This is a genomic window from Dyadobacter sp., from assembly GCF_017744695.1.
In the GTDB taxonomy this organism is placed as follows: Bacteria; Bacteroidota; Bacteroidia; order Cytophagales; family Spirosomataceae; genus Dyadobacter.
Map to the genome: position 1 here is coordinate 914,019 of NZ_JAGIAS010000001.1, position 26,439 is coordinate 940,457.

The 26,439-nt window shown below is 53.1% G+C and carries 20 protein-coding genes; 14 read left to right on the top strand and 6 right to left on the bottom strand.

From position 1 onward, the window contains the following. Positions 1 to 21 precede the first annotated feature (21 nt). From J7619_RS03485 to J7619_RS03520, 8 genes are all read left to right on the top strand, one after another. Complete coding sequence (locus J7619_RS03485) at positions 22 to 4,380, top strand: beta-ketoacyl synthase N-terminal-like domain-containing protein (protein WP_291194082.1); 4,359 nt, start codon at positions 22 to 24, stop codon at positions 4,378 to 4,380. After that, positions 4,368 to 4,667: a phosphopantetheine-binding protein gene (locus J7619_RS03490; RefSeq protein WP_291194085.1), complete on the top strand. Its 300-nt coding sequence runs from the start codon at positions 4,368 to 4,370 to the stop codon at positions 4,665 to 4,667. Before J7619_RS03485 ends, J7619_RS03490 begins: the two co-directional genes overlap by 13 nt. Then, complete coding sequence (locus J7619_RS03495) at positions 4,658 to 5,437, top strand: alpha/beta fold hydrolase (RefSeq protein ID WP_291194087.1); 780 nt, start codon at positions 4,658 to 4,660, stop codon at positions 5,435 to 5,437. Before J7619_RS03490 ends, J7619_RS03495 begins: the two co-directional genes overlap by 10 nt. Positions 5,438 to 5,691: 254 nt before the next feature. Next, positions 5,692 to 6,888 carry a glycosyltransferase gene (locus J7619_RS03500; protein WP_291194090.1) on the top strand — a complete coding sequence of 399 codons (1,197 nt, stop codon included), beginning with the start codon at positions 5,692 to 5,694 and terminating at the stop codon, positions 6,886 to 6,888. Beyond that, entirely contained in the window at positions 6,881 to 8,083 is a 1,203-nt protein-coding gene (locus J7619_RS03505) for a glycosyltransferase (protein ID WP_291194093.1), read from the top strand. The genes J7619_RS03500 and J7619_RS03505 overlap by 8 nt, the downstream gene beginning before the upstream one ends. Positions 8,084 to 8,086: 3 nt before the next feature. Further along, complete coding sequence (locus J7619_RS03510) at positions 8,087 to 9,382, top strand: condensation domain-containing protein (protein WP_291194096.1); 1,296 nt, start codon at positions 8,087 to 8,089, stop codon at positions 9,380 to 9,382. Beyond that, the gene (locus J7619_RS03515; RefSeq protein WP_291194099.1) at positions 9,379 to 10,665 is read left to right on the top strand and encodes a condensation domain-containing protein; all 1,287 of its coding nucleotides are present in this window, start codon (positions 9,379 to 9,381) and stop codon (positions 10,663 to 10,665) included. Before J7619_RS03510 ends, J7619_RS03515 begins: the two co-directional genes overlap by 4 nt. Continuing rightward, positions 10,662 to 11,933 carry a condensation domain-containing protein gene (locus J7619_RS03520; RefSeq protein ID WP_291194102.1) on the top strand — a complete coding sequence of 424 codons (1,272 nt, stop codon included), beginning with the start codon at positions 10,662 to 10,664 and terminating at the stop codon, positions 11,931 to 11,933. The genes J7619_RS03515 and J7619_RS03520 overlap by 4 nt, the downstream gene beginning before the upstream one ends. Here the strand turns inward: J7619_RS03520 and J7619_RS03525 are convergent. After that, positions 11,930 to 13,687, bottom strand: a complete 1,758-nt coding sequence (locus J7619_RS03525; protein ID WP_291194105.1) for an ABC transporter ATP-binding protein — start codon at positions 13,685 to 13,687, stop codon at positions 11,930 to 11,932. The genes J7619_RS03520 and J7619_RS03525 overlap by 4 nt on opposite strands. Continuing rightward, positions 13,671 to 15,416, bottom strand: a complete 1,746-nt coding sequence (locus tag J7619_RS03530) for an ABC transporter ATP-binding protein (protein ID WP_291194108.1) — start codon at positions 15,414 to 15,416, stop codon at positions 13,671 to 13,673. Before J7619_RS03530 ends, J7619_RS03525 begins: the two co-directional genes overlap by 17 nt. A gap of 117 nt (positions 15,417 to 15,533) precedes the next feature. Between J7619_RS03530 and J7619_RS03535 the strand changes: the two genes are divergently transcribed. The 5 genes from J7619_RS03535 to lpdA all read left to right on the top strand — a co-directional run bounded on the left by J7619_RS03535 (position 15,534) and on the right by lpdA (position 20,173). Next, complete coding sequence (locus J7619_RS03535; RefSeq protein WP_291194110.1) at positions 15,534 to 17,036, top strand: arylsulfatase; 1,503 nt, start codon at positions 15,534 to 15,536, stop codon at positions 17,034 to 17,036. A gap of 1 nt (position 17,037) precedes the next feature. After that, positions 17,038 to 17,769 carry a helix-turn-helix transcriptional regulator gene (locus J7619_RS03540; RefSeq protein WP_291194113.1) on the top strand — a complete coding sequence of 244 codons (732 nt, stop codon included), beginning with the start codon at positions 17,038 to 17,040 and terminating at the stop codon, positions 17,767 to 17,769. Between the two features lie 72 nt (positions 17,770 to 17,841). Then, positions 17,842 to 18,282 (top strand): VOC family protein, encoded by a 441-nt coding sequence (locus tag J7619_RS03545; protein ID WP_291194116.1) that lies wholly within the window; start codon positions 17,842 to 17,844, stop codon positions 18,280 to 18,282. A gap of 13 nt (positions 18,283 to 18,295) precedes the next feature. Continuing rightward, positions 18,296 to 18,688: a VOC family protein gene (locus J7619_RS03550; RefSeq protein ID WP_291194119.1), complete on the top strand. Its 393-nt coding sequence runs from the start codon at positions 18,296 to 18,298 to the stop codon at positions 18,686 to 18,688. Between the two features lie 75 nt (positions 18,689 to 18,763). After that, positions 18,764 to 20,173, top strand: coding sequence for a dihydrolipoyl dehydrogenase (gene lpdA / locus J7619_RS03555; RefSeq protein ID WP_291194122.1), 1,410 nt, complete (start codon positions 18,764 to 18,766; stop codon positions 20,171 to 20,173). Positions 20,174 to 20,500: 327 nt separating this feature from the next. Here the strand turns inward: lpdA and J7619_RS03560 are convergent, their stop codons facing one another. Next, positions 20,501 to 21,487, bottom strand: a complete 987-nt coding sequence (locus tag J7619_RS03560; RefSeq protein WP_291194125.1) for an NAD(P)-dependent oxidoreductase — start codon at positions 21,485 to 21,487, stop codon at positions 20,501 to 20,503. Positions 21,488 to 21,576: 89 nt separating this feature from the next. Here J7619_RS03560 and J7619_RS03565 point away from each other — a divergent pair, with 89 nt between their 5' ends. Next, positions 21,577 to 22,587: an AraC family transcriptional regulator gene (locus J7619_RS03565; RefSeq protein ID WP_291194127.1), complete on the top strand. Its 1,011-nt coding sequence runs from the start codon at positions 21,577 to 21,579 to the stop codon at positions 22,585 to 22,587. On the opposite strand, the gene J7619_RS03570 is transcribed toward J7619_RS03565, so the two are convergent. From J7619_RS03570 to J7619_RS03580, 3 genes are all read right to left on the bottom strand, one after another. Beyond that, positions 22,555 to 23,472, bottom strand: a complete 918-nt coding sequence (locus J7619_RS03570) for a cation diffusion facilitator family transporter (RefSeq protein WP_291194130.1) — start codon at positions 23,470 to 23,472, stop codon at positions 22,555 to 22,557. The two genes, J7619_RS03565 and J7619_RS03570, sit on opposite strands and share 33 nt — an antisense overlap. A gap of 138 nt (positions 23,473 to 23,610) precedes the next feature. Continuing rightward, positions 23,611 to 24,723, bottom strand: coding sequence for a YncE family protein (locus J7619_RS03575; protein WP_291194133.1), 1,113 nt, complete (start codon positions 24,721 to 24,723; stop codon positions 23,611 to 23,613). Between the two features lie 15 nt (positions 24,724 to 24,738). Continuing rightward, positions 24,739 to 26,052, bottom strand: coding sequence for a Gfo/Idh/MocA family oxidoreductase (locus tag J7619_RS03580; RefSeq protein WP_291194137.1), 1,314 nt, complete (start codon positions 26,050 to 26,052; stop codon positions 24,739 to 24,741). Positions 26,053 to 26,439: the final 387 nt, after the last annotated feature.

A 26,439-nucleotide genomic window follows, 5' to 3' on the forward strand; every position in this document is an offset into this window, starting at 1 on the left:
ATTGAACAACTTGTGACCATCATGAAAAGAAATGCAGATATAGCCATCATCGGTATGTCGGGTATTTTTCCGGGGGCGGGCGATTTAAACGCCTTCTGGGAAAATATCCGTGCTGGTGTGGATGCGATTGAAACCGTGCCCGAAAGCCGGATGGGTAGCCTGTTTTTCGAAGGAAATACGCAGGCCGCTCCCGCAGCGGTGGACCGGTTTTACTGCCGCCGCGGCGGATTTATAGACGATTATGCCGAGTTCGACCCGATCCAGTTCGGTATTTTACCCCTGGCTGTGGAAGGTACCGAGCCCGAGCAACTGCTCACATTAAGCCTTGCCCATAAGGCATTGGTGGATGCCCGCGCATTCAGCAACGGCTGCCGCAGCAATGGCGCCAATTTTGCCAAAACAGGCATTATCATCGGCAAAGGCAACTACACAGGCCCGGGCGCTACGCGTGCGATCGAGATCGTGCGCACGGGACAGCAGATCGTGGAAGTACTGCAGAGCATTCTACCCGATCTTAAGAGCGAGGATTTAGAAAAGATCAAAAGCGAGTTCCAGCAGAAAAAAGGCCGTTTTTCGGCCGATACGGCCATGGGGCTCATTCCAAACCTCACCGCCTCGCTGGTAGCGAACCGCCTCGACCTCGGCGGTACCGCTTACACCCTCGATGCTGCTTGTGCGAGTTCGTTGCTCGCGATCGACCACGCGGTGCAGGAACTCAACTCCGGCCGGGCCGATATGATGATCGCCGGTGGGGTGCATGCCTGCCAGAATGCACCGTTTTGGAGTATATTCCACCAACTGGGCGCATTGTCCCGAAACCAGCAGATCAGACCCTTCGACCAGCGTGCCGACGGCCTGCTCATCGGCGAGGGTTGTGGTTTTGTAGTATTAAAAAGACTTTCCGATGCGATTGCCAACGGCGACCGCATTTATGCTGTGGTCCAGGGCGTAGGCGTGTCGAGCGATGGTGCGGGTGCGAGCGTAATGAGCCCTACCGTGCACGGGCAGGTGAAAGCCATTCGCCAGGCCTGGGAAATGGCCGGCATCAGCACCGACCAGATCGGCTACCTCGAAGCGCACGGTACCGGCACTCCGCTGGGCGATAAAACGGAACTGGAAACACTTGCAAGCGTATTCGGGCCGCAAAATGGCGGTATCAAGGCCGGAATCGGCTCCGTCAAATCGATGATCGGGCATGCAATGCCTGCGGCAGGCATCGCGGGGGTGATCAAAACCGTATTGGCGTTATATCACGGCGAACTTCCCCCTACCCTGCATTGCGAGGAACCGGTGGAAGCGCTGGCAGATACGCGTTTTGAACCAGTGAAGCGCCTTACCGACTGGAATCAGTCGGGTTTACCGCGCTATGCGGGTGTGAATGCATTCGGATTTGGCGGAATTAATGCGCACGTTGTCCTGGAAGGCTGGGACAAAAGTCCCAAAAACAGTGCAATCAGTGTATCTGGCAACAACACAAATGTCCCGGCTCGCGACGAAGTTTTACTTCTCGCGCGCCCCACGCACGAAGCGCTGATCGCGGCCTTGGAAACCGGCGAAAAAGAGACCGGCTCGGGCAACTATCGGGTGGCCGTTTTCGACCCAACTCCGGAGCGCATGGCAAAGGCCATTAAAATCGCGACCAAAAACAATATCTGGCGGAACAAGCAGGACATTTGGTATACCAACGAGCCCCTGCTTGCCAACGGCGGCAAAACCGCATTCCTCTTCCCGGGCCTCGATGGGCTCGCGGGAGGCGAAATCGACAGCGTGGCGGATTTCTTTAATCTCCCCCGCTTCGAAGCCAGCGAAGCCAGCGACGAACAAACGGTTTTCAATACCGCTATGAAACTGCTCGAAAAGAGCAGGATTCTCGACTCCGCCATCAAGAAACTGGGGATAATACCCGATATGAATGCAGGCCACAGCCTCGGCGAATGGCTCGCGGGGCGGTCTTCCGGATTGGCTTCGGAAACATCTGTACTGCAACTGCTTACCCGACTGAACCCGGAACTATTTGAAGTCAAAAACACCAAGTTCCTGGCGGTAGGCTGTGGATATGATCAACTGAAACCATGGCTGGAAGGCAAACGGGATATTTACCTCTCCATCGACAACTGTCCGCAGCAGGTGATCCTCTGCGGTACGATCGAGGCGGTCGAAGATTTCTCGGCCATTTTGCGCACGCATCAAATCTTCCATCAGCAGCTACCGTTCCAGTCCGGCTTCCACTCACCCTTCGTGAAGGATAAGCTGGACCGGATACTGGACGGCCTCGAGACCATGGAATTTCAGCCGACCACCATTCCGCTATGGTCGGCTACCACGCTGGACATTTACCCCGAATCATTCGATGAAATCCGCTCTCTAAGCGTAGAGCATTTGGTAAAACCGGTGCGCTTCCGCGAACTGATCGATAAGCTGTATGCCCGCGATGTGCGCATGTTCGTGCAGGTTGGCTCGGGCGGGCTGGTAGGCTTTGTGGACGATACCTTGAAAGGCAAGCCATACAGCGCGATCGCTTCGAATGTCCCTATCCGCGGCGGCTTGCAGCAGATTCAGCGCGTGATGGCCGCATTGTTTGCAGAAGGCCAAAATATCGACCTCGCATTCATGGGCATCGAAACACAGCAAACAGCGCCACGCAAACCCATGAAGCTGCAACTTGGCTCGCCGTTTGTGACGCAGCTGGATTCATTGAAGAAAATCACATTCACCCAGCCGAAAAAAGAGCTCGCACTGGACGATGTGGCGCATCCGGTGATGAAGGCATTGTCCGCGAACATGGACGAAATCGCCCAGGTGCGGGCGGAATTGGCTGACCTGTTCCGCAACCGGCCGGCAGCGTTGCCTGTTACGCGGCATGCGGCACCCGCAGACCGGACAGTGAACCAGTCTGAGGCCCTCAGGCAACCTTCACAGAGCTTGCCTAAGCAACGGCACCCATTCAAAAAACAGCTCGACATTTCTTTGCAAAACAGTCCGTGGCTCATCGACCATTCGCTCCTGAAACAAAAGCCCAACTGGCATTGTGTGGAGGATATGGACCCCGTGATCCCGATGACCATGATTTTCGAAGTCTTCGGCGACATCGCCCGCGAGCAGGCACCCGAGCTGCGTGTGCAGAAGATCATGGCGATCAAGGTATTTCAATGGATGAATGTGGTGGAGCCGTTTCGCGAAACAGTTACCGGTGAGTGGAAAAGCCCGTCCCGCGTGTACCTTGACCTGGACAAATATGCCAACGCCGAAGTGCAGCTTTCCGAAACGAAAGGCACGCCTGAAACGAATGGCTACGACATTGGTGAACCGCTTGGCATCACTATTACCCCCGAGCAGATTTACCGCGAGAATATGTTCCACGGACCCGCCTACCAGGGAATCCGGGAGGTGAAAAGTGTGGCTAAAAACGGGATTACCGGCCTCATTTCCGGTGATGCCGGCAAAGGTTCTTTGCTGGATAATGCAGGCCAGCTCTTTGGCCTCTGGCTGCAACTCACATTGACCAAAGACCGCATTGCATTCCCGGTGAAAATCAATGAGGTCGAATTTTACGGCGAAATGGAAGACCAGGCCGGCATTTTCGAATGCACCTGCCGCCTGACCGAACTCACAGACGAGTTCGCCACCGCCGATTTCATCCTCAAACGCGACGGGAAAGTTTGGTCGATCATCCGTGGCTGGCAGAACCGCCGCCTGGAAATCGACGACAAGCTCTGGAACGTATCGATGGCCCCGTTGCAGAACGTGCTGTCCGACGAAGTGGCACCCGGGGTATTCCTTTTCCGCAATGCCTACCAACGCGTTGTTTCATGGGATTTCATTTTAAAAAGGTATTTCAACCAGCCGGAAAAACGGCACCAGCGGAGCCTGATGCCTAATAAAAAGAAGGAATGGATGATCAGCCGGGTGGCTGCCAAAGATGCCGCGCGCATGCTCCTGCTGCGCGCACGCAAGGAGGCTTACTTCCCGATCGAATTTGAAATACGGTCCGACGAGGTGGGGAAACCTTTCCTCGAAGGTACGATGACCGCCGGCGTCCACATTTCACTGGCGCATAAGAACCTTGAAGCCGTAGCCATTGCCAGCGAAAAGGGTCCCGTAGGGATCGATATTGAGGAGATACAGCCCAGAAGCGCAGGTTTTACGGAAATCGTTTTCACCGCAGCCGAACTGGCTTTGCTCGAAGGGCGCGATCAGGAAGAGTGGATGACGCGCTGCTGGGTAGCCAAGGAAGCATTCGGCAAAATGCTCGGAAAAGGGCTGATGGGTAACCCGAGAGCCTATCAAATTGAGGAGATTAAGGAGGGTGCATTGCGCATTCAGAATACATGGATCAATACTATCAAACATTTTAATTACATCATCGGATGGACCAACTGATACAGGAAAACAAGCTGAGCAAAGAGGAGATTTTTGAAACCCTGAACCAATTCATCACCGAGGTGATCGGCGAGGAGTTCGTGGAGGAAATGGATATTACGCCCGCCAGCTCATTTACCAAAGACCTTGAAATGGACAGCATCGAAATCGTCGCATTCTCGGAAAAAGTCAAAAATCATTTTGGCCCGAACATCGATTTCACCGGCTGGCTGTCGAACATGGACCTGGACGAGATCATCCAGCTGAAACTCGAAAACATCATCAATTACATTCAGGAATGCCAGTAATCAACCTGCCCAATGTCCGCATGCACGTGCAGGAACTGAACCCGGAAGGCCAGGAAACGATCATCATGGTCCACGGGATGTTCAGTAACCTCGCCGTGTATTATTTCAATATCGCGCCCATGCTCGCAAAGCATTTCCGCGTGGTGCTGTTCGATATGAAGGGCCATGGCATGAGCGAAAAAGTGCAAACCGGCTACGACCTTACCTCGATGACCAACGACCTCCGCGACCTGATGGACACGCTCGGCATCGACAAGGCACATCTGGCGGGTTACAGCTACGGCGGACTGGTGGCATTGAAAATGGCGACCCGTTTCCCGGAGCGCGTCGGCAAGCTGGCAATTATCGAGGGGCCGGACCCCAGCGAACAGGAGGTCCTTGCGATCATCGACACGTACAGCAAGGAATTCCTGATCCACTACATCGAAAATTTCGCCGATACCACTCGCTTGCTGGCTGGCAAAAGGCAGTTGGAAAAGAACCACCGGATGTATGAGTTTCTGTTCAATGAAACTTCCATCCGGTCGGATATGGAGGGGGAAAAGAACTTTTTCAATGATCCTTCGGTAGCGACAATCCAGCACGAGACGCTATTGATTTATGGGGAAGAATCCAATTGCGTACCTTCCGGCCGCACGCTGGCTTCGAGAATCCCGAACGCCACGCTCGTGCTTGCTCCGGGCGATCACAACGTGCCCGTCCAGCAACCGGAGGTAGTAGGAAAGGAACTGGAAAAATTTCTCGAACCGGCTTCTTTACCCGTTGGCTGAAGCCAACGGTAATAGGTACGATAATGAACAAAAGAGGGCGTAATCCATGACCCCGGACTTTAGTCCGGGGACGGTGCTAAAAAGCAATAACGCTCCGGCGCTAACCCGGATAAATGCTCCGGTACAAATCCAGTAAAATGCCCGGCACTAAATCAGGAAGATGTCCCGGCACCAAACAGTAAAATGCCCGGCACAACACCAGTAAAATGCCCACGGCGCTGAACCACCCAAACGACCGATACTAAAACCGCAAAATGCCAAAATACGCCTTTATCGTCCCGCCGCTGACCGGCCACATCAACCCGACCCTCTCAGTAGGCGCGGAACTCCTGGCGCTAGGTCATGAGGTAGCCTGGATCAGTCTGGACGAGCAATTGCAGGCAAAACTGCCTGTTGGCGGCCAGTTGCTTACCATTCGCTACAATCAGGACGATTCCGAAAAGCAGGCTAACGCCGAATACCTCGATATTATCACCAAAAAGAACGTGTACGGCATCGAGAGCATCAAATTCCTGTACGAAGAAGTGCTCGTACCGCTCAACCGCTACATGTTCGACGGCATCATGCAGCTCCTGCAAAGCTGGCAACCCGACGTCGTGATCAACGACCACCAGGTATTTGCCGGCGGAATGGCGGCGCATTTGCTCGATATTCCCTACGCCACGTCAGTAACAGCTCCGGCAGCTGTGAAAATGATGGAAGATTTGCCCAAAATCCACGAATGGGAGGTCAAACAGATCCTGGGGCTGCAACAGGAACTCGGCATCGAAGGCGACAAATCGCTGGCGACCTCGGAGCTACTGACGCTCGTTTTCACTTCAAGGGAATTTTTCGGAGAGATGGAGCTGCCGGATTACTACCGCTTTCCCGGCCCCGTAATCAGCAACCGCATTGCCGGGATTGATTTCGACTGGGAGAAATTGAAGGCGCAAACCGCTCCTAAAATCCTGATTTCCATCGGTACCACATTCGATCACCAGTTCAAAAAGGACTTTTTTGCCAAAGTGATCGAAGCGTTTGGCGGCGAAGAAATATTTGTCGTAGTGGTGTCGGATGAAACGCTGTTCGAGTCGTGGCCCTCCAATTTTTTGGTACAACAACGCATACCGCAGCTTGAACTGCTGCCGCATCTCGACGGCGTGGTATGTCATGCGGGCCATAATACCGTTTCGGAGGCATTATCCAACGGGTTACCGCTGGTGGTGATCCCCATCGCGTACGACCAGTCGCACGTAGCCGGGCGCGTGGTAGCGAACGGATGCGGGGTAAGGCTCAATTTCAACCGCTTTAAAGCGCCGCACCTCAAAAATGCGGTCAACGATATATTAAACGAACCGGGTTACCGGCTCGCGGCTCAACGTATCCAGGGCTCCTTCGAGCAGGCTGGCGGCACCCGAACCGCAGCACAGTGGCTTGATCAGATACCCCTTAAAGTCTTGCATAATGGCTAGATTCCTCTTTGTAGTACCCCCTTTTTTCGGACATATCAGTCCCACACTCAGCGTAGGCGCAAGCCTCATCGCCAACGGACATGACGTAGCATGGACGGGCCTGATCCCCCTTGCCGACAAGCACATTCCCGAAGGCGGACAGTACATTCTTCCCGAAGCGCAACTTGCGCCTTACCAGGACGAGATCGTGCGCATCCTGAAACGTCAGGACGACGGTCCTTCCCTGTCCGGCCCCGAAGTGATGAAACTCGCTTTGGAAGAAACTTATATTCCGTTCGCGCGGATCATGGTCCCGGGCGTATCGCGCGTGGCCGACGACTTCCAGCCCGACGTGATCGTGAACGACTGCATTACCTTCGCCGGGGCATTGGTAGCACATCTCAAGGGCATCCCCTGCGTGACGACCACCCCCGTGCCACCGGATGTCATGGGCGACACCGCCAACTCCGCTCCCAAGATTTTCGAATGGCAGCAGAACCTGATCAAAGGCTTGCAACGCGAGCTCGGCATTTATACCGACGAGTTTGTGATCCATTCGCACGAAATGAATATTGTGTTCACCTCCAAAGAATTCGCGGGATTTCCGGAGCCGGATCCGCACATGAAATTTGTAGGTCCGGTGAAAGGACGGCCCAACGACACCCCGTTCGACTGGGAGCGGCTCGAAAAAGCTGTTACACCCAAGGTATTCGTATCCCTGGGCACTTTACTGGTCGATATCCGCAAGGAGTTTTTTCTGAAACTGATCGAGGCTTTCGGTAACGAGCCCATTACGATCGTGGCGGCTACCGACCCCTCGGTTATCGACGAATGGCCGGAGAACTTTATTGTGCAGGGTTTTGTGCCTCAGGCCGATATCATCCCCAAAATGGACGCGGTGATCTGTCATGGTGGGTTCAATACCGTGAACGACACGTTCATGAGCGGCCTGCCGATGCTCATTACCCCCATTGCTTACGACCATTTCCACACCGCCGCATTGATCGAAAATGCGGGCTGCGGAATTAAAGTCAGATATAAGAGGTTGCGTGTGGCCGATGTAAAAAACGCGATGCGGGAACTGCTCGAAAATCCGCAATACCGCACCGCGGCGCAACATATCCGTGATACGTTCAATGCTGCGGGCGGTAATGCCAAGGCTGTTTCACTGCTCGAAGATTTTGCGATCGCCAACCGTGTTACCGAAAACGCCTGACCAATGAAACGAAACCTGCTTTTCCTTGAACGGGTGCTTTTGGGTGACGGTACCGAGCCATTCCACGGGGTATATGCGCTTAAAATCGACGGCGCGATCGATCAACGGCAGCTCACCGGCGCGCTCGCCCGCTTGCAGGAAAAGTACGCCATGTTACGAACCGCCATCGGCACCGACGCCCTTGGACGACCGTATTTTCACACACCACCCGCTCCCTCGCCTATCCTCCTCAGAATCGTGGAACGAATTGGCGACGAGGATTGGAACCGCGAGACCGTATACGAACTCGGAACCTCGTTTGACATAGCCCATGGCCCATTGCTCCGCATCACCTGGATACGCTCGGCCGGCGTCTCGGACCTCATCATGGCATTTCACCATTGCATGTGCGATGGCGGCTCGGGCGTGGCGCTGCTCTCCGACCTGTTGGTGCTGCTGGATGACCCACGGGCCGAAATCGGGAAGGCTCCCGCCTTTCAAAGCATTCGCGAGCTGGTCCCCGCCGAAATACTGAACAATGGCCGGAACCGCTTCAAGGCGAAGCTTTCGGCTGCGTTGGTTAGTGTCGGGTTGTCTTTGGGTTCATGGTTTATTTCCAAAAAAAAGAAACCTGCCCCGCGTTCGAGCGACTATCTGATCAACTGGAAGCTGGGTGTCGAACAGTCGAAAGCGCTATTTGCCCATTGCAAAAAAGAAGGGGTGACAGTCAATACCGCCATCGGACTCGCACTGATGGAAGCTTTTAAAGCCGTAAATGGCACCGGAGCACATGGTAAGGCTACCTGCCCGGTGGATATCCGCCGCTACATGCCCGAGGTGAAGCGCGACATGCTTTTTTCCTACGGATTAGCTTTGAATATCAGCCTTCAGCAATCCATTGGAGCAAGTTTCTGGGAAAAAGCCAAAGCCCTTCAAACCCATGTTTCCAAACAGATGGCGAAGCTGAACCCTTATGAATTTACGATGATCATGGAAGCGTCGCACGGCTCGGTTCACAAGCTGCGCCGGTTTCTGACTTATGCCAAAGTGGGCAACGACTTTATGTTTTCCAACATGGGTAAGCTCGATATTCCCACGCAATACCGGAATTTCACAGTCGAAACCATTTACAGCCCGACGGTAATCGGTCCGTTTGCGAACCCCAATACCATCATAACGACCACATTTAATGGCCGGATGGATTTCTCGTTTGTTTCAAACCAGGAATTTATGCCCAGGGCTATTGCCTTGCAAATCAGAGAAAAAGCCATGGAAATCCTTTTTGAAACCGTAGCCATGCCAGATTCTGTGCGCTTATGAAAAGAAGGTTGGGTTTTCTGGAAGCTTCCATGTATGCAGGCGCAGACACGCCTGTGAATGTGGTATTTCCGGTAAAATTAGCGGGGGAGATCGAGGAAGCTGAGTTGCTCGGCGCATTGCGGAAAATCCAGCAAAAACATCCTTTCCTGAACGTTACTATGGAAACCGATGCCAAAGGTATTCCATGGTATGTGACGTCCGGCTCTATATTACCCATTCCGCTGCGGATTGTCGACAGGCTTTCCGAAGAAACCTGGGTCGACGAAGCAGAGGCGGAATGGGACACACCATTTAACCAAACCGATCTCCCGCTGGCGCGGGTTGCCTGGGTACGTTCCGAACAGGTTTCGGAGCTGCTGGTAGTCTGCCACCATTGCATAGGCGACGCTACCTCAGCCATGACCATCATGCGCGAACTGCTTGAATGCCTCAGCGACCCGGCAACCGAGCTGCGCCCCTACCCGGCGTTTTCACCCGAAACTTTGGTACCGGCGGCCGTCAGGCAGAATCTCTTCAACAGGCTTGCGGGCAGGACTATCGCCGGCATTACGCGGATCTTCCTTCTGGCCGTATCAGGCATGAAAGAAGTGGTAAAAGACCGTTTTTACACTATCCGCTGGAAGCTCAGCAGTGAAGAGACGGCCACTTTGCTTTCGGTTTGCAAAGAAAAAGGCATTCACCTCAATACCGCACTGATCCTCGTGTTTATGCGTGCATTCGAGCAGGCCGGCAATGTGCGTACAAGCGGCAGAATGTTCGCATCCGTCGATATGCGCCGGTTTTTACCTGAAATTGAAAAAGATCACCTGTTCCCGTTCCCGTCGATGGTAGGCCTCGAAACGCCTAAGAACAAAAGCGGATTCCGCGAACAGGCCAACGCGTTGAAAGCGCGCCTGCATAAACAACTCGAGAAGACCGACGCGGCCCGGCTACTGCTTTTCAGCGAATACCTTGTACCGCTTTATCCGCGTAGCATTAAATATGCCAAAGCCGGAAAAGGCGGCCACGATTTCGCATTCGCCAACATCGGCCGCATTCCGCTGAATGAAACTTACGGGGCACTCAGTGTCGCCGAAGTGCACTGCCCGCTTTCGAGGTTCCCGATGGGCAACCCCTCGAAAGTATCGGTATCGACATTCCGCGGACGCATGGATTTCGCATTTCACTCCGAAGAAAAATACATTGCCCGCCAGGACGCCGAATTCATCATCGGTACGGCGATGAAACTGCTTAGAAAGCACCTATTAGAACCTAAACCCCTTAATATCCCGGATTTGAAATGAACAGACAAATGATTGTCGGAGAGCGTATTATGTACGCCGACGGGCTCGCACCCGTGAATTGCGTTTTTACTGCAACTGTTGAAGGACATTTTTCCGAACCGCAACTCAACAGCGCGCTTGCAAAAATTCAAAACCGGCATCCGTTGCTTCGCTCGAATGTCAGCAGAAACGAGACAAATGTCCCAACATTTGTTACCAATCCGAATATTCCCTCTATCCCCGTTGATATAATCGAACGGACATCCGACATTCAATGGGAGGAAATAAGTCTTTCCGAATGGGAAAGGCCGTTTGACCTCACGAAAGACCCGGCTGCACGGCTGATATGGCTGCGATCGGAAACCGTCTCCGATCTGCTGCTGGTATGCCCGCATTGCGTCTGCGACGGCTCGGGCTTCGTAACGCTCATGCGTGAGCTTCTGCTCCTGCTCGACAATCCTGAAATGGACCTGGAACCTTATGAAGGCTTTCAATCGGTCGATTCCCTTGTGCCCGCGTCGATCAGCGACAGCCGGATGATCCACTGGAAAGGAAAGCTTTTTTCGGCACTGGCGAAAGGCCTTTTTACCATTTTGAACCCAAAACCTGCGCCACACGAGGGAAATTACTATTTCCTCACGCATACCCTTGACAAGGAAACAACCAGCGCGCTGGTCAGAAAATGCAAGGCGGAAAAAACGACGATCCAGGCGGCATTGTGCACGGCTTCGTTACTCGCACACCAGTCGGTGAAAGGGAAAGCTTCCCGGAACAAGGTTATCAGCCCCGTGGACATCCGACGTTACCTACCCGCTATCGGCCGGGATCATCTGTTTGCATTTGCCCCGATAGTGGAGCTTTCGTTGACTCAAAAAGATGCACAGAACGACTTTTGGGCCGAAGCCAGGAGCATGAAGCAAGCGCTGGTTGAGAAAGCCGAAAAAGTGAATGCAGCCGAAATGATGTTCATTACCGAGTATTTCCACAATTCTACCGGCGCATTACTCCGGCATATGCGTTCCACCAAAGGCAGCCACGACATTACGATCTCCAATATGGGTGTGCTGGACATTCCGGTGAGTTACAATAACTTCCATGTGCGCGCTATCCACAGTCCCTCCGTAGGATTCCCATGGCGTAACCCGAACACCCTCGTCGTAAGTACCTTTGCCGGCAGGATGGATTTCTCTTTCTGCTCGCATGAAAGTTTCCTGCCGATGATCGACGCGGAAAAGATTTGCAGGGAGGCGATGTGGGTGTTGTTGGAGGACACGCCCGTCACCGCCTAACTAGCCCTGTTCCCCTTCAACAACATTCCCATAGCGTGGTCCAGCGAGCCGGCGCGGTTTACTTCGCCGGAGTTGACGAAGAAGATCTCGTCGGCGTTTTCGATCGTGTTGAGGCGGTGGGCGATGATCACTTGCGTGGTCGATTCGGGAAGCTGTTTCAGAATGTCGCCGAGGAGTTTTTCGGTGACGGTGTCGATGTTGGCGGTGGCTTCGTCGAGGATCAGGAGCTCGGGGCTGCGCAGCACGGCACGCATGAAAGCGATGAGCTGCTTTTGTCCCAGGCTGGTGCTGTCGGCCGTTGCCGAAACCTTCGTTTCCAGCCCGTCTTCAAACAACGCGAGTATTTCCCCCAGATTGGCACTGCGGATCACCTGTTCCAGCTTATCATTGGAATACTCTTTCAACTGGTCGTTACCATAAAGAATATTTTCGCGGATTGTGCCGGAGAAAAGGAATGGTTCCTGCAAAATGAAGCCGATTTTACGGCTCCTTTCTTCGGGCGAATAGCTACGGATATCGCGACCGTCGAGCAACACCGTCCCTTCGCGCGGGTCGTACAGGCGCGCAATGAGCGAAGCCGTGGTGGTTTTTCCTCCGCCGGTCGGACCGATCAACGCGTAGGTTTTGCCCCGTTCCAGCTTAAAATTGACCTGATGCAGAATTTCGCGGCTGTCATAACCAAAACGTACGTCGCGGAATTCCAGCAATGCACCGTTCGCTTCTCGCGGCTTTTCGGCCGCAGGTATCAGGTCGGTTTCCAATGCTAGTATTTGTGAAATGCGGTCCCAGCCTGCCATAGCTACCTGAAAACTGGTCCACAACGCGGCCAATTGCCGCAACGGGTTATAAAAATTGACCGCATAAGCCAGGTAACTCACCAATAACCCGACGCTGAATTCCCCAATGCTGATCAGATGAATGCCGTACGTGAGCACCACGAGCTGGGCGATATTGGAAAAGAAGGAATAGGTAGGCAGAAAAATATTGTTGGCCAGGCCCGCACGAATAGCCGTGCGGTAGTTTTCGAGGTTGGCCAGTTGAAAACGCTGCCGGAAATAGTCGCGCCGGTTGAATGCGATCACGACTTTGAAGTTGTTCAGACTTTCCTGGATCTCGGCACTCAGCGCACCGGTATTTTTGAGGTTTTTGGCATTGGCAGCCTTCACCCAGGGCGACAGCACGACAGTAAAAATCAGGATCAGCACGGCCGGCGCCAGGGCCGCGGAGCCAAGTTTTACATTAATCACCAACAAGAAAATACCGGCACCGAGCATCGTAAAAATACTTCCCACAAACTGCATCAGCGATTGTGAAAAGAACTGGTTCAACTTGTCGGTGTCGTTATTGACGCGTGAAATCAGGTCGCCTGCCTTGTTTTGGTTGAAGAATGCAACCGGCAGCTGTTGTAACTTATTGAAAATGGCATTTCTAAGCGTAAACAACAGGCGCTGCCCCACTCCGCCCATGAGTTTAGTCTGCGTGTAGGCCGTCGCGAGGCCGAGCAGGTACATCGCCAGCAAAATCCCCCCGAAGACCAGCAGCCCATGAAACTGCTTCGTCACCACGTACCGGTCGATCGCGTGGCCGATCAGGTACGGGCCGCCCAGGTTCACGGCCGTATTCAGCGTAATCGCTCCGAGCGCCAGCGCCAGGTTGCCCCGCTCATGTGCGATCAATTTCAGCAACTTCCTGAGCGCCTTCAGCGTGGAGGTTTTCTGTTGCTTCTCCGAAAGTTTGTTAAGATCGTAGTTCATAGTTGCTCGTGCTTTGTTGCGAATTGAAAATCTGCACATACTCGGGGCTCGTCAGCATCAGCTCGTCGTGCGTGCCGCAGCCGATCAGTTCGCCCTCCATCAACACCACAATCTGGTCGTAATGCTCGATGGCTGCGATTTTCTGTGTCACGGAAATCAACGTGATACCCGGATAATTCCGCTCCACGTTCGCCAGGATCTTCTTTTCGGTCGTATTGTCCACCCGTGCCGTAAAATCGTCGAGCAGGAGCACTTTCGGGTTCATGGCCAATGCCCGCGCAAGCATAATGCGCTGCTTCTGCCCGCCGGAAAGGCTCGCGCCGCGCTCCGACACGATGGTATCTAGCCCGTCGGGCAAGGTTTGTATGAATGAAGTCAGTTCGGCGGTATCGATCGCCTTCTGCAGGGATTCGTCCGTAACGGTGGTACTGAATGCGATGTTTTCGCGGATGCTCATATTAAAAATGATGCTGTCCTGAAAAACAAAGCCTACCTGACGGTGAAACGACTCGCTGTCGTAGTAATCGATCGGATGCCCGTCGAAAGCAACACGCCCCTCCTGCGGCTTGATGAGGCCGGTCAGCAAATAGAGCAACTGCGTTTTCCCGGCGGCCGTCGGACCGATTACCGCAATGCGCGAACCTGCATTGACCGAAAAAGTGACGTCCTTCAACGCCGGCTTCTCGCCGTAGCGAACCGTTACCTGTTCCAGGCTGATATCCCCGCGCAGCGTCTCCGTCGAACTGCCGCCCGGCACCGGGTCGGCCATGTTCAGGACTGTGGAAATCCGATCATAGGAAGCGGTGGCCTGCGCGATCACATTGCTCATAAAGCCAATGACCAGGATGGGGAAAATCAGTATCCCCAAATAGCTGTTGAATGCCGCGAAACTTCCCAAAGTCATATCGCCCTCGATCACAAAATGCCCGCCGAGCACGAGGATCGTGAGCATGGAAAGGTTTGCCGTAAACTGGACAACAGGTATAAGCCCGGCAAAAAGGCTCAGAATGGCCAGCCCGAAGCCCTTCGCTTTGGTATTCGCTTCCAGGAATTTGACGTATTCAAGCTGCTGGGAGTTCACCACCCGGATCAGCGCAGAACCAAGGATGCTCTCGTTGATGATCTTGTTGAGCCAGTCGATGACTTCCCGGCTTTGTACAAACAATGTGCGGACTTTCTTCAAAGTAATGGCAAACATCCCCCCGATAATGGGAATGATAGCGAGTACCGTCAAGCCGAGTTTCCAGTTAATGCTAAGCAGCAATACGCTCGCGCCAATAATGAGGAATAATGACGAAACAATGGCCACAATAGCCTGTGACACAAACATTTTGATCGAATCAATATCGGCGGTAAGATTGGTTAGCAACTTCGCCGCGGTAGTTTCTTCGATAAATGCGTGACTTTGTTTCGAGATTTTGTCTGCCAGTTTCGTCCGCAGGTCGCGGGCAACTTTTTCGGAGGCATAAGTCTGGATAATGCTTTGCAGGTATGCAAACACAAATATGAAAACCACCGCACCGGTAAACTCCATCAGAATGGCGTCGAGGTCGAAACGCTGGCGGGTGTAATCATCGATCCCGTCGGCTACCAGCTTGGGGAGCCACAGGTTCACGCCGTTGCTCAGCAATGCAAACAGGAGGAGCAGGATGATTAACCCCTTGTATGGAGCCAGTAAGCTGAATATGCCCGGTTTCTTATTCTTTCCGGGATTGGCTTTTTCAGACATATGGGTTTAGCATTAAATACGGCGACAAATATAGCAAGGTATATTTTCGAATCACTCCCGGTCCGTGTGGTTAAATTTTGGTTAAATTCCCGGCCTCTAAATCCAAACCATACCTGAATGAAACTGCTGAACCTTTTCTTGCTGACATTGTCGGTTACCTACGCTGCGACGGCCCAAAAAGCCAAGCCGTCGAAGAACACCCTCCCTAACATTATTTACATCTATGCCGACGACCTCGGTTACGGAGAACTCGGCTGCTACGGCCAGCAAAAGATCAAGACGCCCAACCTCGACCGGCTAGCTAAAGAGGGCATCCGCTTCACGCAGCATTACACAGGTACGCCCGTGTGTGCTCCTGCGCGGGCAATGCTCATGACGGGCAAGCATGCGGGGCATTCGGCGATACGCGGAAACCACGAACTCGGCACATTCCGCGACGATGAAGAACGCGGACAAATGCCGCTCCCCGCTTCCGAATTCACCGTGGCCGAACTCCTGAAACAAAAAGGCTATGCGACCGCTCTCACCGGCAAATGGGGCATGGGCATGAATAACACCGAAGGCACACCCAGCCGGCAAGGTTTCGATTACTACTACGGCTACCTCGATCAAAAACAGGCGCATAACCTGTATCCCTCCCATTTGTGGGAAAATGATCGCTGGGACACCCTGGCGCAGCCCTGGCAGGATGTTCACCGCAAGCTGGACCCCGCCACTGCGACCGACGCCGATTTCGATTCTTTCAAAGGCAAGGAATATGCGCCCGTAAAAATGACCGAAAAGGCACTGGCATTTATCGAACGGAGCAAAAGCGGACCATTTTTCCTGTATATGCCTTACACGATCCCGCACGTGTCGCTGCAAGCACCGGAGGCGTATATTCGGAAATACGTAGGGCAGTTTGATGAAAAGCCCTATTACGGCGAAAAGGGTTATGCCTCTACGAAGTATCCGCTATCGACCTACGCAGCGATGGTAACCTTCCTGGACGATCAGGTCGGTATTATTCTGGACAAACTGAAAGCCCTGGGCCTGGACGAAAACACGATTGTCATGTTCAGCAGCGATAATGGCGCCACTTTCAACGGTGGTGTAAATCCGCAATTCTTTAACAGCGTGGCCGGGTTACGCGGCCTGAAAATGGATGTTTACGAGGGCGGTGTCCGCGAGCCGTTCATCGCGCGTTGGCCCGGAAAGATCAAGCCGGGACGGGTAAGCGACCACATCTCCGCCCAGTTCGACCTTTTAGCCACATTGGCCGAACTAACAGGCCAGCCCACGCCTCCTACCGACGGCATCTCCTTTTTGCCCGAGCTGTTAGGACAGACCAACCGGCAGCAAAAGCATCCTTACCTCTATTTTGAATACCCCGAAAAAGGCGGCCAGATCGCCATCCGCATGGGCGACTGGAAGGCCGTCAAAACCGACCTGCGCAAAAACCCGGGCAACCCGTGGCAGCTTTTCAATCTCCGGACGGACCGCAGCGAGACTACCGACGTCGCTGCCAAACACCCGGAAATGCTGAGAAAATTTGACGAAATTGTCAGAAAGGAACATCAGGAGCCTACGAATCCGGCATGGCAGTTTGTGCTGCCGGTGATTGCGGCGAGTAACCCATAATATGGCCTACACGGAATACCGTCCTCATCCGGCGCTCGCGCCGTACATCGATGCCTACTGGAAAGTAACAGGCGATGACAGGCCTATGACTACCCAAACGATCCTGCCGGATGGCTGCGTCGATATCATCATGAACCTCGGCGATGACGAGTTGCCCGATGCGGACGGTTTTTCCATGAAAAATGAAAGAAGCTACCTCGTAGGGGCGATGTCTCACGCCATTGAAACTGTCGTTTCGCCCGGGTCGCTCCTCATCGGCGTGCGTTTCAGACCGGCTGGGTTTGCTGCATTTTATCAGTATGAATCCATGCATGTATTTACGGATCAAACCGCTGAATTCGATCCTGCACTCGCTCCGGACCTTCGCAGACGGAAAACCGACCCAAAATCCTACCTCGACCAATTCTTTCTCCGGAAATTACAAACCGGTGACCTCCGGATCATGTCGGTTATCAGGGAAATTGAAGCAAAAAACGGCTTGATTGACGTGTCGACGCTGGCACAAAATGGCTGTATGTCGATCCGGCAATTGCAGCGGACGTTTAAACAGCACGTGGGCCTCAGCCCCAAGGAATTCCTCAACATTATGCGTTTCCGGCACGCATTGCAGCTCATCAAAAAAGGTAAAATGCAATCCCTGCTCGATATCGCCCTGGAAGCAGGTTACTACGACCACGCGCATCTCAGCAACGAAATCCGCAAATATGCCGGCATAGCCCCTTCCCTGATTTGATTTTGTCGCTTTTTTCCAAACAGCCTTCCCTGGACGGCTATTAGTTTTGTTGCATCATTCAACAAACTTCCAATGGAACAACGACTCAGCGTACTTATGCTCGCCGCCGACAATCTTCCGGCCCTCCGCGATTTCTATAACCACACCTTGGGTTGGAAAATTGAAGCAACCAATCGGGAGATTGTTTTTTTCAAATTGAACGGCATTTTGCTGGGCCTGTTTGGCCGGAAAAATCTCGCAAAATTCAATAATCGAGATCCGGAAGGAAGTGGTTTTCGCCCATTTAACATGGCTTTGATGGTCAATTCCCGCGCGGAGGTTGAAAGCATTTGTAGCGAGCTATCGGGTAAAGGGGTGGAAATTGTCCAGGGCATAACCGAACCGGCTTTTGGCGGCAGCTACTTCCTGTTTGCCGACCCGGAGGGGAATATCTGGGAAATTTCGAACAATCCTTTCATATCCGTTGACCAGTCGGGCAACGTGCTCGGACATGAGCCGATCGATCATCTCTAAACCACCGTTAACAATGGCCAATTTCGCATACACCATCCTGTACGTCAGGGACGTACCAGCTACCATTGCATTCTACGAAAATGCATTTGGTTTCCAGAGAAAATTCATCGCCCCCGGCAACGATTATGGAGAGCTCCTCACGGGTGACACGACGCTCTCGTTCGCCCAGACGGAACTGGCCAAAACCAACATTCCCGAAGGATTCACGGAGAGCGATCCCGCTGCCAGGCCATTTGCCTTCGAGATCGGCTTTACCGTCGAAAATGTGGAGGAGGCATTTCAAAAAGCGCTGGACGCGGGCGCTACGCTGGTTTCGAAACCCAAAACCAAACCCTGGGGGCAAGTGGTATCATATGTCCGCGATCTGAACGGATTTCTGGTGGAGATTTGTACGGCGATGGATTGAAAATCACCAGCGGTTGCATTACATTGGGCAGCAATTGAAATATCATCACTCATTACTGCCAAGTATAATTTTCCCATGATCAACCAGGACTATGATCTGATCGTCATCGGCTCCGGGCCGGGCGGGTACACCGCGGCCATTCGGGCCTCTCAACTGGGCTATAAAACAGCCATTATCGAAAAGTACAACAACCTTGGCGGCACCTGCACCAATGTAGGCTGCATTCCTGCCAAGGCATTGCTCGACAGCTCCGAACATTACCATGATGCCGAAACACGCTTTGCGAATTTCGGCATCATGGTTAAAGGGCTTTCGCTGGATGTGAAGCAGTTCTTCGGGCGCAAAAGCGAGGTGGTATCACAGAATGTGGCGGGTATTAATTTTCTCATGAAGAAAAACAAGATCGCCGTCATTTATGGTACCGCGCGGTTTCTCTCTAACGAGCGCATTGCTGTGAAAAGCGCCGACGGTTCGGAGCAGGAGTATCAAAGCAAATACACGATCATCGCAACGGGTTCGAAGCCGATTTCGCTGCCCAATGCGGCAATCGATAAAAAACGCATTATTTCTTCTACCGAGGCACTGTCGCTGAACGAAATCCCGGCCACCATGTCGGTGATCGGCGGCGGGGTAATTGGCGTGGAAATGGCGTCGGTATATGCACGGCTCGGCACCAAAGTGACCATCATCGAATACGCTGCCAACCTCGTCCCTACCATGGACAAGGAGCTGACGACCGAACTGAAAAAGATCCTCACCAAATCGGGCATCGACATACTCCTCAGCCAGCGTGTCGATTCGGCAGTGAGCGACGGCAAAAAAGTGACGGTCAAATACACCGGCGCAGACCAGAAACAGCAGGAAATCACGACCGATTATTGCATGGTCGCCGTAGGCAGGAAGCCTTACACCGACGGGTTGGGCCTAGAAAACACCGCTATCCAGAAAGACGACCGCGGCCGGATCGTGACCAATGCAACGTTCCAGACGGCCGTCCCGAATGTGTACGCCATCGGCGACGTCATCAAAGGCCCGATGCTTGCTCATAAAGCGGAAGATGAAGCAATCGCAGCGGTAGAAGGCATTCACGGTCATCCGCACCAAATCAACTACGACCGCATTCCGGGCGTCGTTTACAGCTGGCCGGAAGTGGCGAGTGTGGGACTTACGGAAGAGCAGCTCAAAGAGCAGGGCATTCCTTATAACAAAGGTAAATTCCCGTTCTCTGCGAGCGGACGCGGCCGCGCGGCCGGCGACACGTCCGGTTTCGCCAAAGTCCTCTCGGATCCGAAATACGGAGAGGTTCTCGGCGTGCACATCATCGGTGCCCGCGCCGCTGACCTGATCGCCCAGGCGGTCACGATCATGGAATATGAAATTACGGATCTGGCCTCGTCGACGATCTCCTACGCGCACCCGACGTACGCGGAAGCGCTGAAAGAAGCGTTCCTGACCGCATCCGGGCGTGGCGCTTTGAATATGTAAAAGTGGCGCGAAGCTCTTGCTTCGTACGGGTTATTCACAGGCCTCCGGCCGGTCGATAATGCAATGGTCATCTTTTGCATTACTGACCGGCCGGAGGCCTGCACATAACGTGCTTGAAGCAGGAGCTTCACGCCATCTTCACTGTTGTTGTTACATGCCCTACGGCATTATCCAGTGTATATTCGAGCTGTTCCCTACCAATATTTCATCGCTAACGCGATTATATATTCCACAATAGTGCCGTCAGACACATAATATTGGTAGCCAGACGTTTTGGCCCGACATTACAAAATTCCGTAGGAATGTAACAACAACGACAATTTCCTCTTATGATTCAACAGGGAACGGCCCTTCTTCAAATTCCTCTTCATGATATCCCTTGCTGCCGACTTCCCGCGCCAGATCGCTCCGGAAATCGGCACCGTTACGCAAACTTTGCAGCACGTGGGCAAAATCGTACTCCGGCTTCCATCCCAGCTCCTGCCGCGCACGCTCATTCACATACACGCGATCGATTTCCGGAAATAACTTCCAGCCCCGGGTATCAAAAAGCGCTTCGCATTCAGGATACAGCGAGCAGACGACCCCGGGCGCATCGGTGTGCAACCGTGCCAGGTGCGAAGGCGTGAACGGCGTGGTCGCCGAAATAATGTATTTGCCGAAACCGATCGTTCCGGCTTTTTCCATGGCTAACAGATGCGCCGATACGGCATCGGCAACATCGACGCGGCGATAGAGTAATTCCAGCGCCTGCACGTTGGGCGTGTCGTAACGTTTGCGGATTTCGGCATTATCGTCGTCTTCCGGGAAAAAACGCGATGTACGCAGGATCAGCACCGGCAACCCGCTTTTGCGATGGAAAAGCTCGCACAGGTTTTCCGCGGCCAGCTTGGTAACGCTGTAAATGTTTTTCGGGCGGGGGACCACTTCCTCGGTAATCCATGCCGCGGGTTCTCCTTTTGCCGGGTTCATCGCCGCACCGAATGTGCTGGTGGTACTCGTAAACAAAAATGCCGAAACACCTTGCAGCACGGCCTCTTCGAGCAGGTTAAGCGTGCCGGTAATATTGGTATCCACAAAATCCTGCTTGCTGTGTGTCGCCACGTGCGGCTTATGCAAAGTTGCCGTGTGCATAACAGTGCGGATACCCCGCATCGCTGTTTTCACAAAATCCCTGTCGGCAATATCGCCGACCAGGTCGGTATAAGCTGAATGTTTAATATCAATGCCTGTGGCTGCCATTCCCCGACTCCTGAGCGTGCGCATAAGCGCCTCACCCAAATGTCCCGCACTACCCGTTACCAGAATACTCATTGTTGTTTCAAATCTGTTTTCCGGCAAAGGTAGGTGCCCCGGGTTTCGAAAAATATTGGGATAGCCAATAAAAACATTGAAATTTGTGCATGGCCTATATCATTGATAATGAATCATACAGGGAAATCGCGGGCAGAAAGTTCCTTTCGCAGTCCTCGGTGGATACCTTCGAACATGACGCGCCGCGGATACCTTTCGTGAACCATCGTGTGAAGAATATCTATGCACGCAATTTCGGGATTATCCGTTTCCAGGCCGATTTTTTGCAGGATATGCAAATCCGCGGCATGAAAAGCGACCCGCATATCAGCTTGCATTTCCAGGTGACGGGCCATTCCAATGCACATTTCCGGGATATTCCGGGCGAACACCCCTTGCGGCCGGCCGAGTACAATATTTATTATTCCGAAAATTTCGATTCGGACATCTTCTACAACCGTCAAAAAGGCTTTGAATACCTTGCATTAATTCTGAAAAAGGAGTATTTGCTCCAATTCCTGCAACAAAACGGCAATCCGGTTAAACAGCTGGAAAATGCGCTGGAAAACGGGCAGCCGCTGGCGCTTTTCGACAGAGCGGCACCGGTAAGTGGTGAAATGCATTCGGTCCTGCACCGCATATTGCATGCGCCGGTGGCCGACGACCTTTCGGAAATGTACCTGAACGGCAAAATCCTCGAATTACTCGCCCTGCAATTGCAGCAGTACAGGCAGGAGCACCATGCGCTCAGCTTACCTGCCGGGGCCGGGCAGGAGCTCGCCGAAATTTACGAATACCTCAGTACCCATTTTCTGACGCCGCATTCATTGGAAAGTGTTGCCCAAAACACGCGGCTGTCGGAACACCAGATTCGTGAAGGTTTCAAATTGAAATACAATACCACGGTATACGGCCTGATCCACGAAAAAAGAATGCTCCATGCCCGCCAATTGCTGCTCGACACCGGGTTGACGGTCGATGAGGTGGCGGAAGTCGTGGGATATTCTACCGGCAGCAATTTCATTCAGGCATTTAAAAGGAAGTTCGGCATTACGCCCAAGCAAATGCAGTTGCGGCAGAAGGGCCGCTCAGATCATCCATTTACGCTCGGTGGTAAATGAAATGGTGAGCCACATTTTATAGTCTCCCCGAATGTGGTCGTACAACTCCTGCCTGATCGCATCGAGCTCTTTCACCTGCGTATGCGCAAGTTCTTCGGGCAGCAAAAAATCGATTTCGATGGTGTAACTGCTCCCGGTTTTGGCGACGCGTACGTATTCATCGATAAAGCCGTAGTGCTTGGAGATCGCTTCGGCCTCCTGGTGAATTTTTTCCTCCACCTCGTCATCGGGCGCAAATTGGAGCAATTCCCGGATGTTCTTCCAAAAAGTACTGACCGGAATACGTAGGAAAAGAATGGAAATGATGATCACCATCCCCGGATCGAGGTAAGGTATCAGGAAGGCCATCGAGGTTCCGCGCAGAAAGTACCCCAACGACAGTACCACCAATACACCCGTACTCAGCAGCGCATCGAGCTGCCATTCGGTGGCCTCGATGCGCACATATTCCGAGCGGATTTGCAGCGCTTTTCGCCTGAAATACAACCAGAGTAAAAAACACCCGATGATGGAGGCTATCAGGTAGGGCAATGCAATATCGAGCTCGACGAACTTTCCGCCACCGATAATGTCCATCACCGACGTTGCGAGCGAATATAAACAGAGGAAGATGATCACGGCCGATTGCAATGTCATCGAAAACGGCTCAAATTGCGCCCGTCCGAAAGGGAGGTCGTCATCGTCGGGTTTGCGGACGAAGTTGTTTACCAGCAACGACACCCCCGACAGGCTGATCCCGACCATCGAAAAAAGGGCGTCGAAAATAATGGATTTGGAATCACCGGCTATACCGACGATAATGGCCCAGATCGTAAAAGCCGAACCGGTAATGATCGAAAGCTTGATCAGCCGCCGCTCCCTGAGCCGTTTTTGTCTCTCATTCATAAAGCCGGGCGACCGCAGGATACCGCGCGATCACCCTGAATAAGTTAGAAATACCTTTGAAGGAAAGCAAGTTCCGGCCTGCGTATTACCATTTTGTAAAATCAACGCACCGCGACCGCGGCTGGCTACTTCATCCCGTTATTTACCCGCACGGCCAATGCCAAACTGATCGCCTGCGCGTACCGGCTTGTCCCCTGCAAACTGGATCTCCACCATCTTCTCACTGGCCACATTGTTGTGAAACTCGTCTGTCAATATGCCGACGATTTTGCGGGTTTTCACATCGATCACCTCCCCGCTCGATGGGTAAGCGTACCGGCCGTCCATACTGAATGTGACCCAGCCCGGCATGTCCTGAACGGGGATGGTGGTCCGTTGCTGGTAGGGTGGCTTTGCGCTGAAAACATGCATCCGCATATTGTGGCCGTCGCAAAGCCATATTTCTGTTTCATCGGGCGTGAGGCCGATGCCGTGGCTCGGGTTACCATGCCTGCGTACGGGGCCTCGTTCCCATCCTTCCACTTCGATATGCGCAATTTTTGTCCCCTTTCGAATGTCGCCCACCTCGAAACCCAGCAGGCTGTCGACCGTGATGTAAGCCAGCGATTCATCGGCGGTAACGGTAAATGGCCGCACGTAATTGGCGAACGAACCTACTTTCCGGGTTAGTTCATGTGTTTTAGGATCGGCTATATGCAGCCACGGGCTTGCGATGTCGCCCATATACACCGCATTTCCGGAAGCACCGTAGATCGTATTATGCGCCCTTTTGTGCACATTGATCTTTTTAATAATATCGCCCGTTTCGCAGCTGACGACATTCCAGAAACCCTTTTCCAGCGACGGCAGGTACATGGTGCGGCCGTCCGGAGAAATCGCCATCCGGTCGCAGCCGCCTTCAAATGTCTTCTCCCAAACTACCTTTTCCGTCGTAAGATCTATGCGTTGCAATCCTTCGATCGTGCTCACGAAAATACTGTTCAGCGGAAGGCTGACCGCTACGCCTTTTACGTTAGAGGGCTTGCCGTTCGGGTGCAGCCCGCGGGTAGCAATCCGTTTCACGAAGCGGTGATTGTTGTCCATATCAAAAACCAGCAACCCGTGCCCACCGTAACCGAGGTAATCCCTGATGCCCGGTGTCGCCACATACAGGTAACGCTTCGTGCCTGAGGCCTTGCGCACCTGCTGCGCGATACCCACATAGGTGAAGGCTATTTGAAGAAAAATCAACCAGAAACAGGTTCTTTTCATATTCACCAGTAAAATTTATGAAACAGAGGGCATTTTGTAACCATTGTGGTATTCCTTGGCGATCAGCTTATTGGCTTCATCATCCGTAAACTTTCCTTTTTCTTTGTCCCAATAAATCTTCTTTCCTGTGCGGTAAGCGATATTACCCATTTGCGAGAACACGGCGATGTCTGCCCCCACCTGGATAGGTGCGTTCAGATCGGTCATTTTTCTGGATTTGACGACCTCAATGAAATTCTTCGCGTGCAGGTCGAGACCATTGTCTACTGATTTCTGGAATGCCACGGCTTCCATACGCTTACCTTCGGGAATTACCTCCCAGCCGTCGCGGTTCAGTACCAGTGTTCCGTTGTTGCCGATAAAAGCGATGCCGTGCCCGCGTGCGTACGGGCCGCCGTCGATCCCCATGGCGTGCTCCCACTGGATGTTAAAATCGTCGAATTCGAACACGGTCGTGAGGGTATCGGGCGTTTCGGCGCCGGAATCCTGATTGGCAAATTTGCCTCCGGCAGCCATAATGCTGTTGGGGGTAGCAGATTTCATCCCCAATAATGCATAGTCGAGCAAATGCACGCCCCAGTCGGTCATCAACCCGCCCGCGTAGTCCCAGAACCACCGGAAATTGAAATGAAAACGGTTGGGGTTGAACGGCCTGTTCTGAGCCGGACCGAGCCAGCTTTTGTAATCCACACCGGCTGGCGGGTTGCCGTCCGGCAATTTACTGATCGGATTTACCCAGGCGAAATAGCCCCATACTTTCACCAGTCTTATTTTCCCAAGCTTGCCCGAATGCACAAAATCGATGGCGTCGCGGAAATGCTTCTGGCTGCGCTGCCATTGCCCTACCTGCACCACACGGTTGTGGCGCTGCTGAGCCGCGACCATCGCCCGGCATTCGGCAATGGAGTTCCCGATGGGTTTTTCAACATAAATATCCTTCCCGGCCTGACAAGCCTCGACCATCATGAGACAATGCCAGTGGTCGGGCGTACCGATCACCACCGCGTCGACATCCTTGTCGGCCAGCAACTGCCGGTAATCGCCATAAGTTTTGACTTTTGCGCCACCTTTGGCCAGTTCTGCGGCACGCTTGTCGAGCACATTTTTATCGACATCGCACAATGCCACGCATTCCGTCCCCGGGTTTTTAAGGATTGCATTCAGATCGGCCCAGCCCATTCCATTAATGCCAATCGCTCCAATGCGGATTTTGTCCGCCGGCGAGACTGCTGAGAAAGCCGAAGCCGTGGAAGGAATAATGGCCGATATACCAGCCCCGGCGGCAAGGGCCGAAGCAGTACCGAGAAAATCACGTCTGGATTGGGTCATGGGTCGGATCAGGTTGGTTGCTCTCTAAAAAGTGACCAGTTGACCGATATTACCCATCAAGCGGGAAAGGAACGCCGGCGACGTCAAGCGTTATGTGTTCACGCCACCGGCAAAAGACGTTAGAGGGGGTTACGTGGGGTTGTGATAATACTGTGAATCAACCTGTCCAGCTCTCTCTCCATATCTTTCAGACGAGCGAGAACGTCGATATCGCGCGTGGCAGCATAGGAATTTTGTAAATCCCTGACTTCCTTGATCCGAAGTGCAAAACTGAGGAGCGTCATGAGTTTGTCGAATTGGTGTTTCAGAATATGATGGCAAAATAAATGCGAATCCGGCGCTTGTGTACAGGCCTGATGCGATTATAATAAAAATCTAATCCCTCCT

Coding starts and splice junctions, on each gene's coding strand:
- J7619_RS03485 (WP_291194082.1), top strand. CDS start 22: ATGAAAAGAAATGCAGATATAGCCATCATCGGTATGTCGGGTATTTTT.
- J7619_RS03490 (WP_291194085.1), top strand. CDS start 4,368: ATGGACCAACTGATACAGGAAAACAAGCTGAGCAAAGAGGAGATTTTT.
- J7619_RS03495 (WP_291194087.1), top strand. CDS start 4,658: ATGCCAGTAATCAACCTGCCCAATGTCCGCATGCACGTGCAGGAACTG.
- J7619_RS03500 (WP_291194090.1), top strand. CDS start 5,692: ATGCCAAAATACGCCTTTATCGTCCCGCCGCTGACCGGCCACATCAAC.
- J7619_RS03505 (WP_291194093.1), top strand. CDS start 6,881: ATGGCTAGATTCCTCTTTGTAGTACCCCCTTTTTTCGGACATATCAGT.
- J7619_RS03510 (WP_291194096.1), top strand. CDS start 8,087: ATGAAACGAAACCTGCTTTTCCTTGAACGGGTGCTTTTGGGTGACGGT.
- J7619_RS03515 (WP_291194099.1), top strand. CDS start 9,379: ATGAAAAGAAGGTTGGGTTTTCTGGAAGCTTCCATGTATGCAGGCGCA.
- J7619_RS03520 (WP_291194102.1), top strand. CDS start 10,662: ATGAACAGACAAATGATTGTCGGAGAGCGTATTATGTACGCCGACGGG.
- J7619_RS03525 (WP_291194105.1), bottom strand. CDS start 13,687: ATGAACTACGATCTTAACAAACTTTCGGAGAAGCAACAGAAAACCTCC.
- J7619_RS03530 (WP_291194108.1), bottom strand. CDS start 15,416: ATGTCTGAAAAAGCCAATCCCGGAAAGAATAAGAAACCGGGCATATTC.
- J7619_RS03535 (WP_291194110.1), top strand. CDS start 15,534: ATGAAACTGCTGAACCTTTTCTTGCTGACATTGTCGGTTACCTACGCT.
- J7619_RS03540 (WP_291194113.1), top strand. CDS start 17,038: ATGGCCTACACGGAATACCGTCCTCATCCGGCGCTCGCGCCGTACATC.
- J7619_RS03545 (WP_291194116.1), top strand. CDS start 17,842: ATGGAACAACGACTCAGCGTACTTATGCTCGCCGCCGACAATCTTCCG.
- J7619_RS03550 (WP_291194119.1), top strand. CDS start 18,296: ATGGCCAATTTCGCATACACCATCCTGTACGTCAGGGACGTACCAGCT.
- lpdA (WP_291194122.1), top strand. CDS start 18,764: ATGATCAACCAGGACTATGATCTGATCGTCATCGGCTCCGGGCCGGGC.
- J7619_RS03560 (WP_291194125.1), bottom strand. CDS start 21,487: ATGAGTATTCTGGTAACGGGTAGTGCGGGACATTTGGGTGAGGCGCTT.
- J7619_RS03565 (WP_291194127.1), top strand. CDS start 21,577: ATGGCCTATATCATTGATAATGAATCATACAGGGAAATCGCGGGCAGA.
- J7619_RS03570 (WP_291194130.1), bottom strand. CDS start 23,472: ATGAATGAGAGACAAAAACGGCTCAGGGAGCGGCGGCTGATCAAGCTT.
- J7619_RS03575 (WP_291194133.1), bottom strand. CDS start 24,723: ATGAAAAGAACCTGTTTCTGGTTGATTTTTCTTCAAATAGCCTTCACC.
- J7619_RS03580 (WP_291194137.1), bottom strand. CDS start 26,052: ATGACCCAATCCAGACGTGATTTTCTCGGTACTGCTTCGGCCCTTGCC.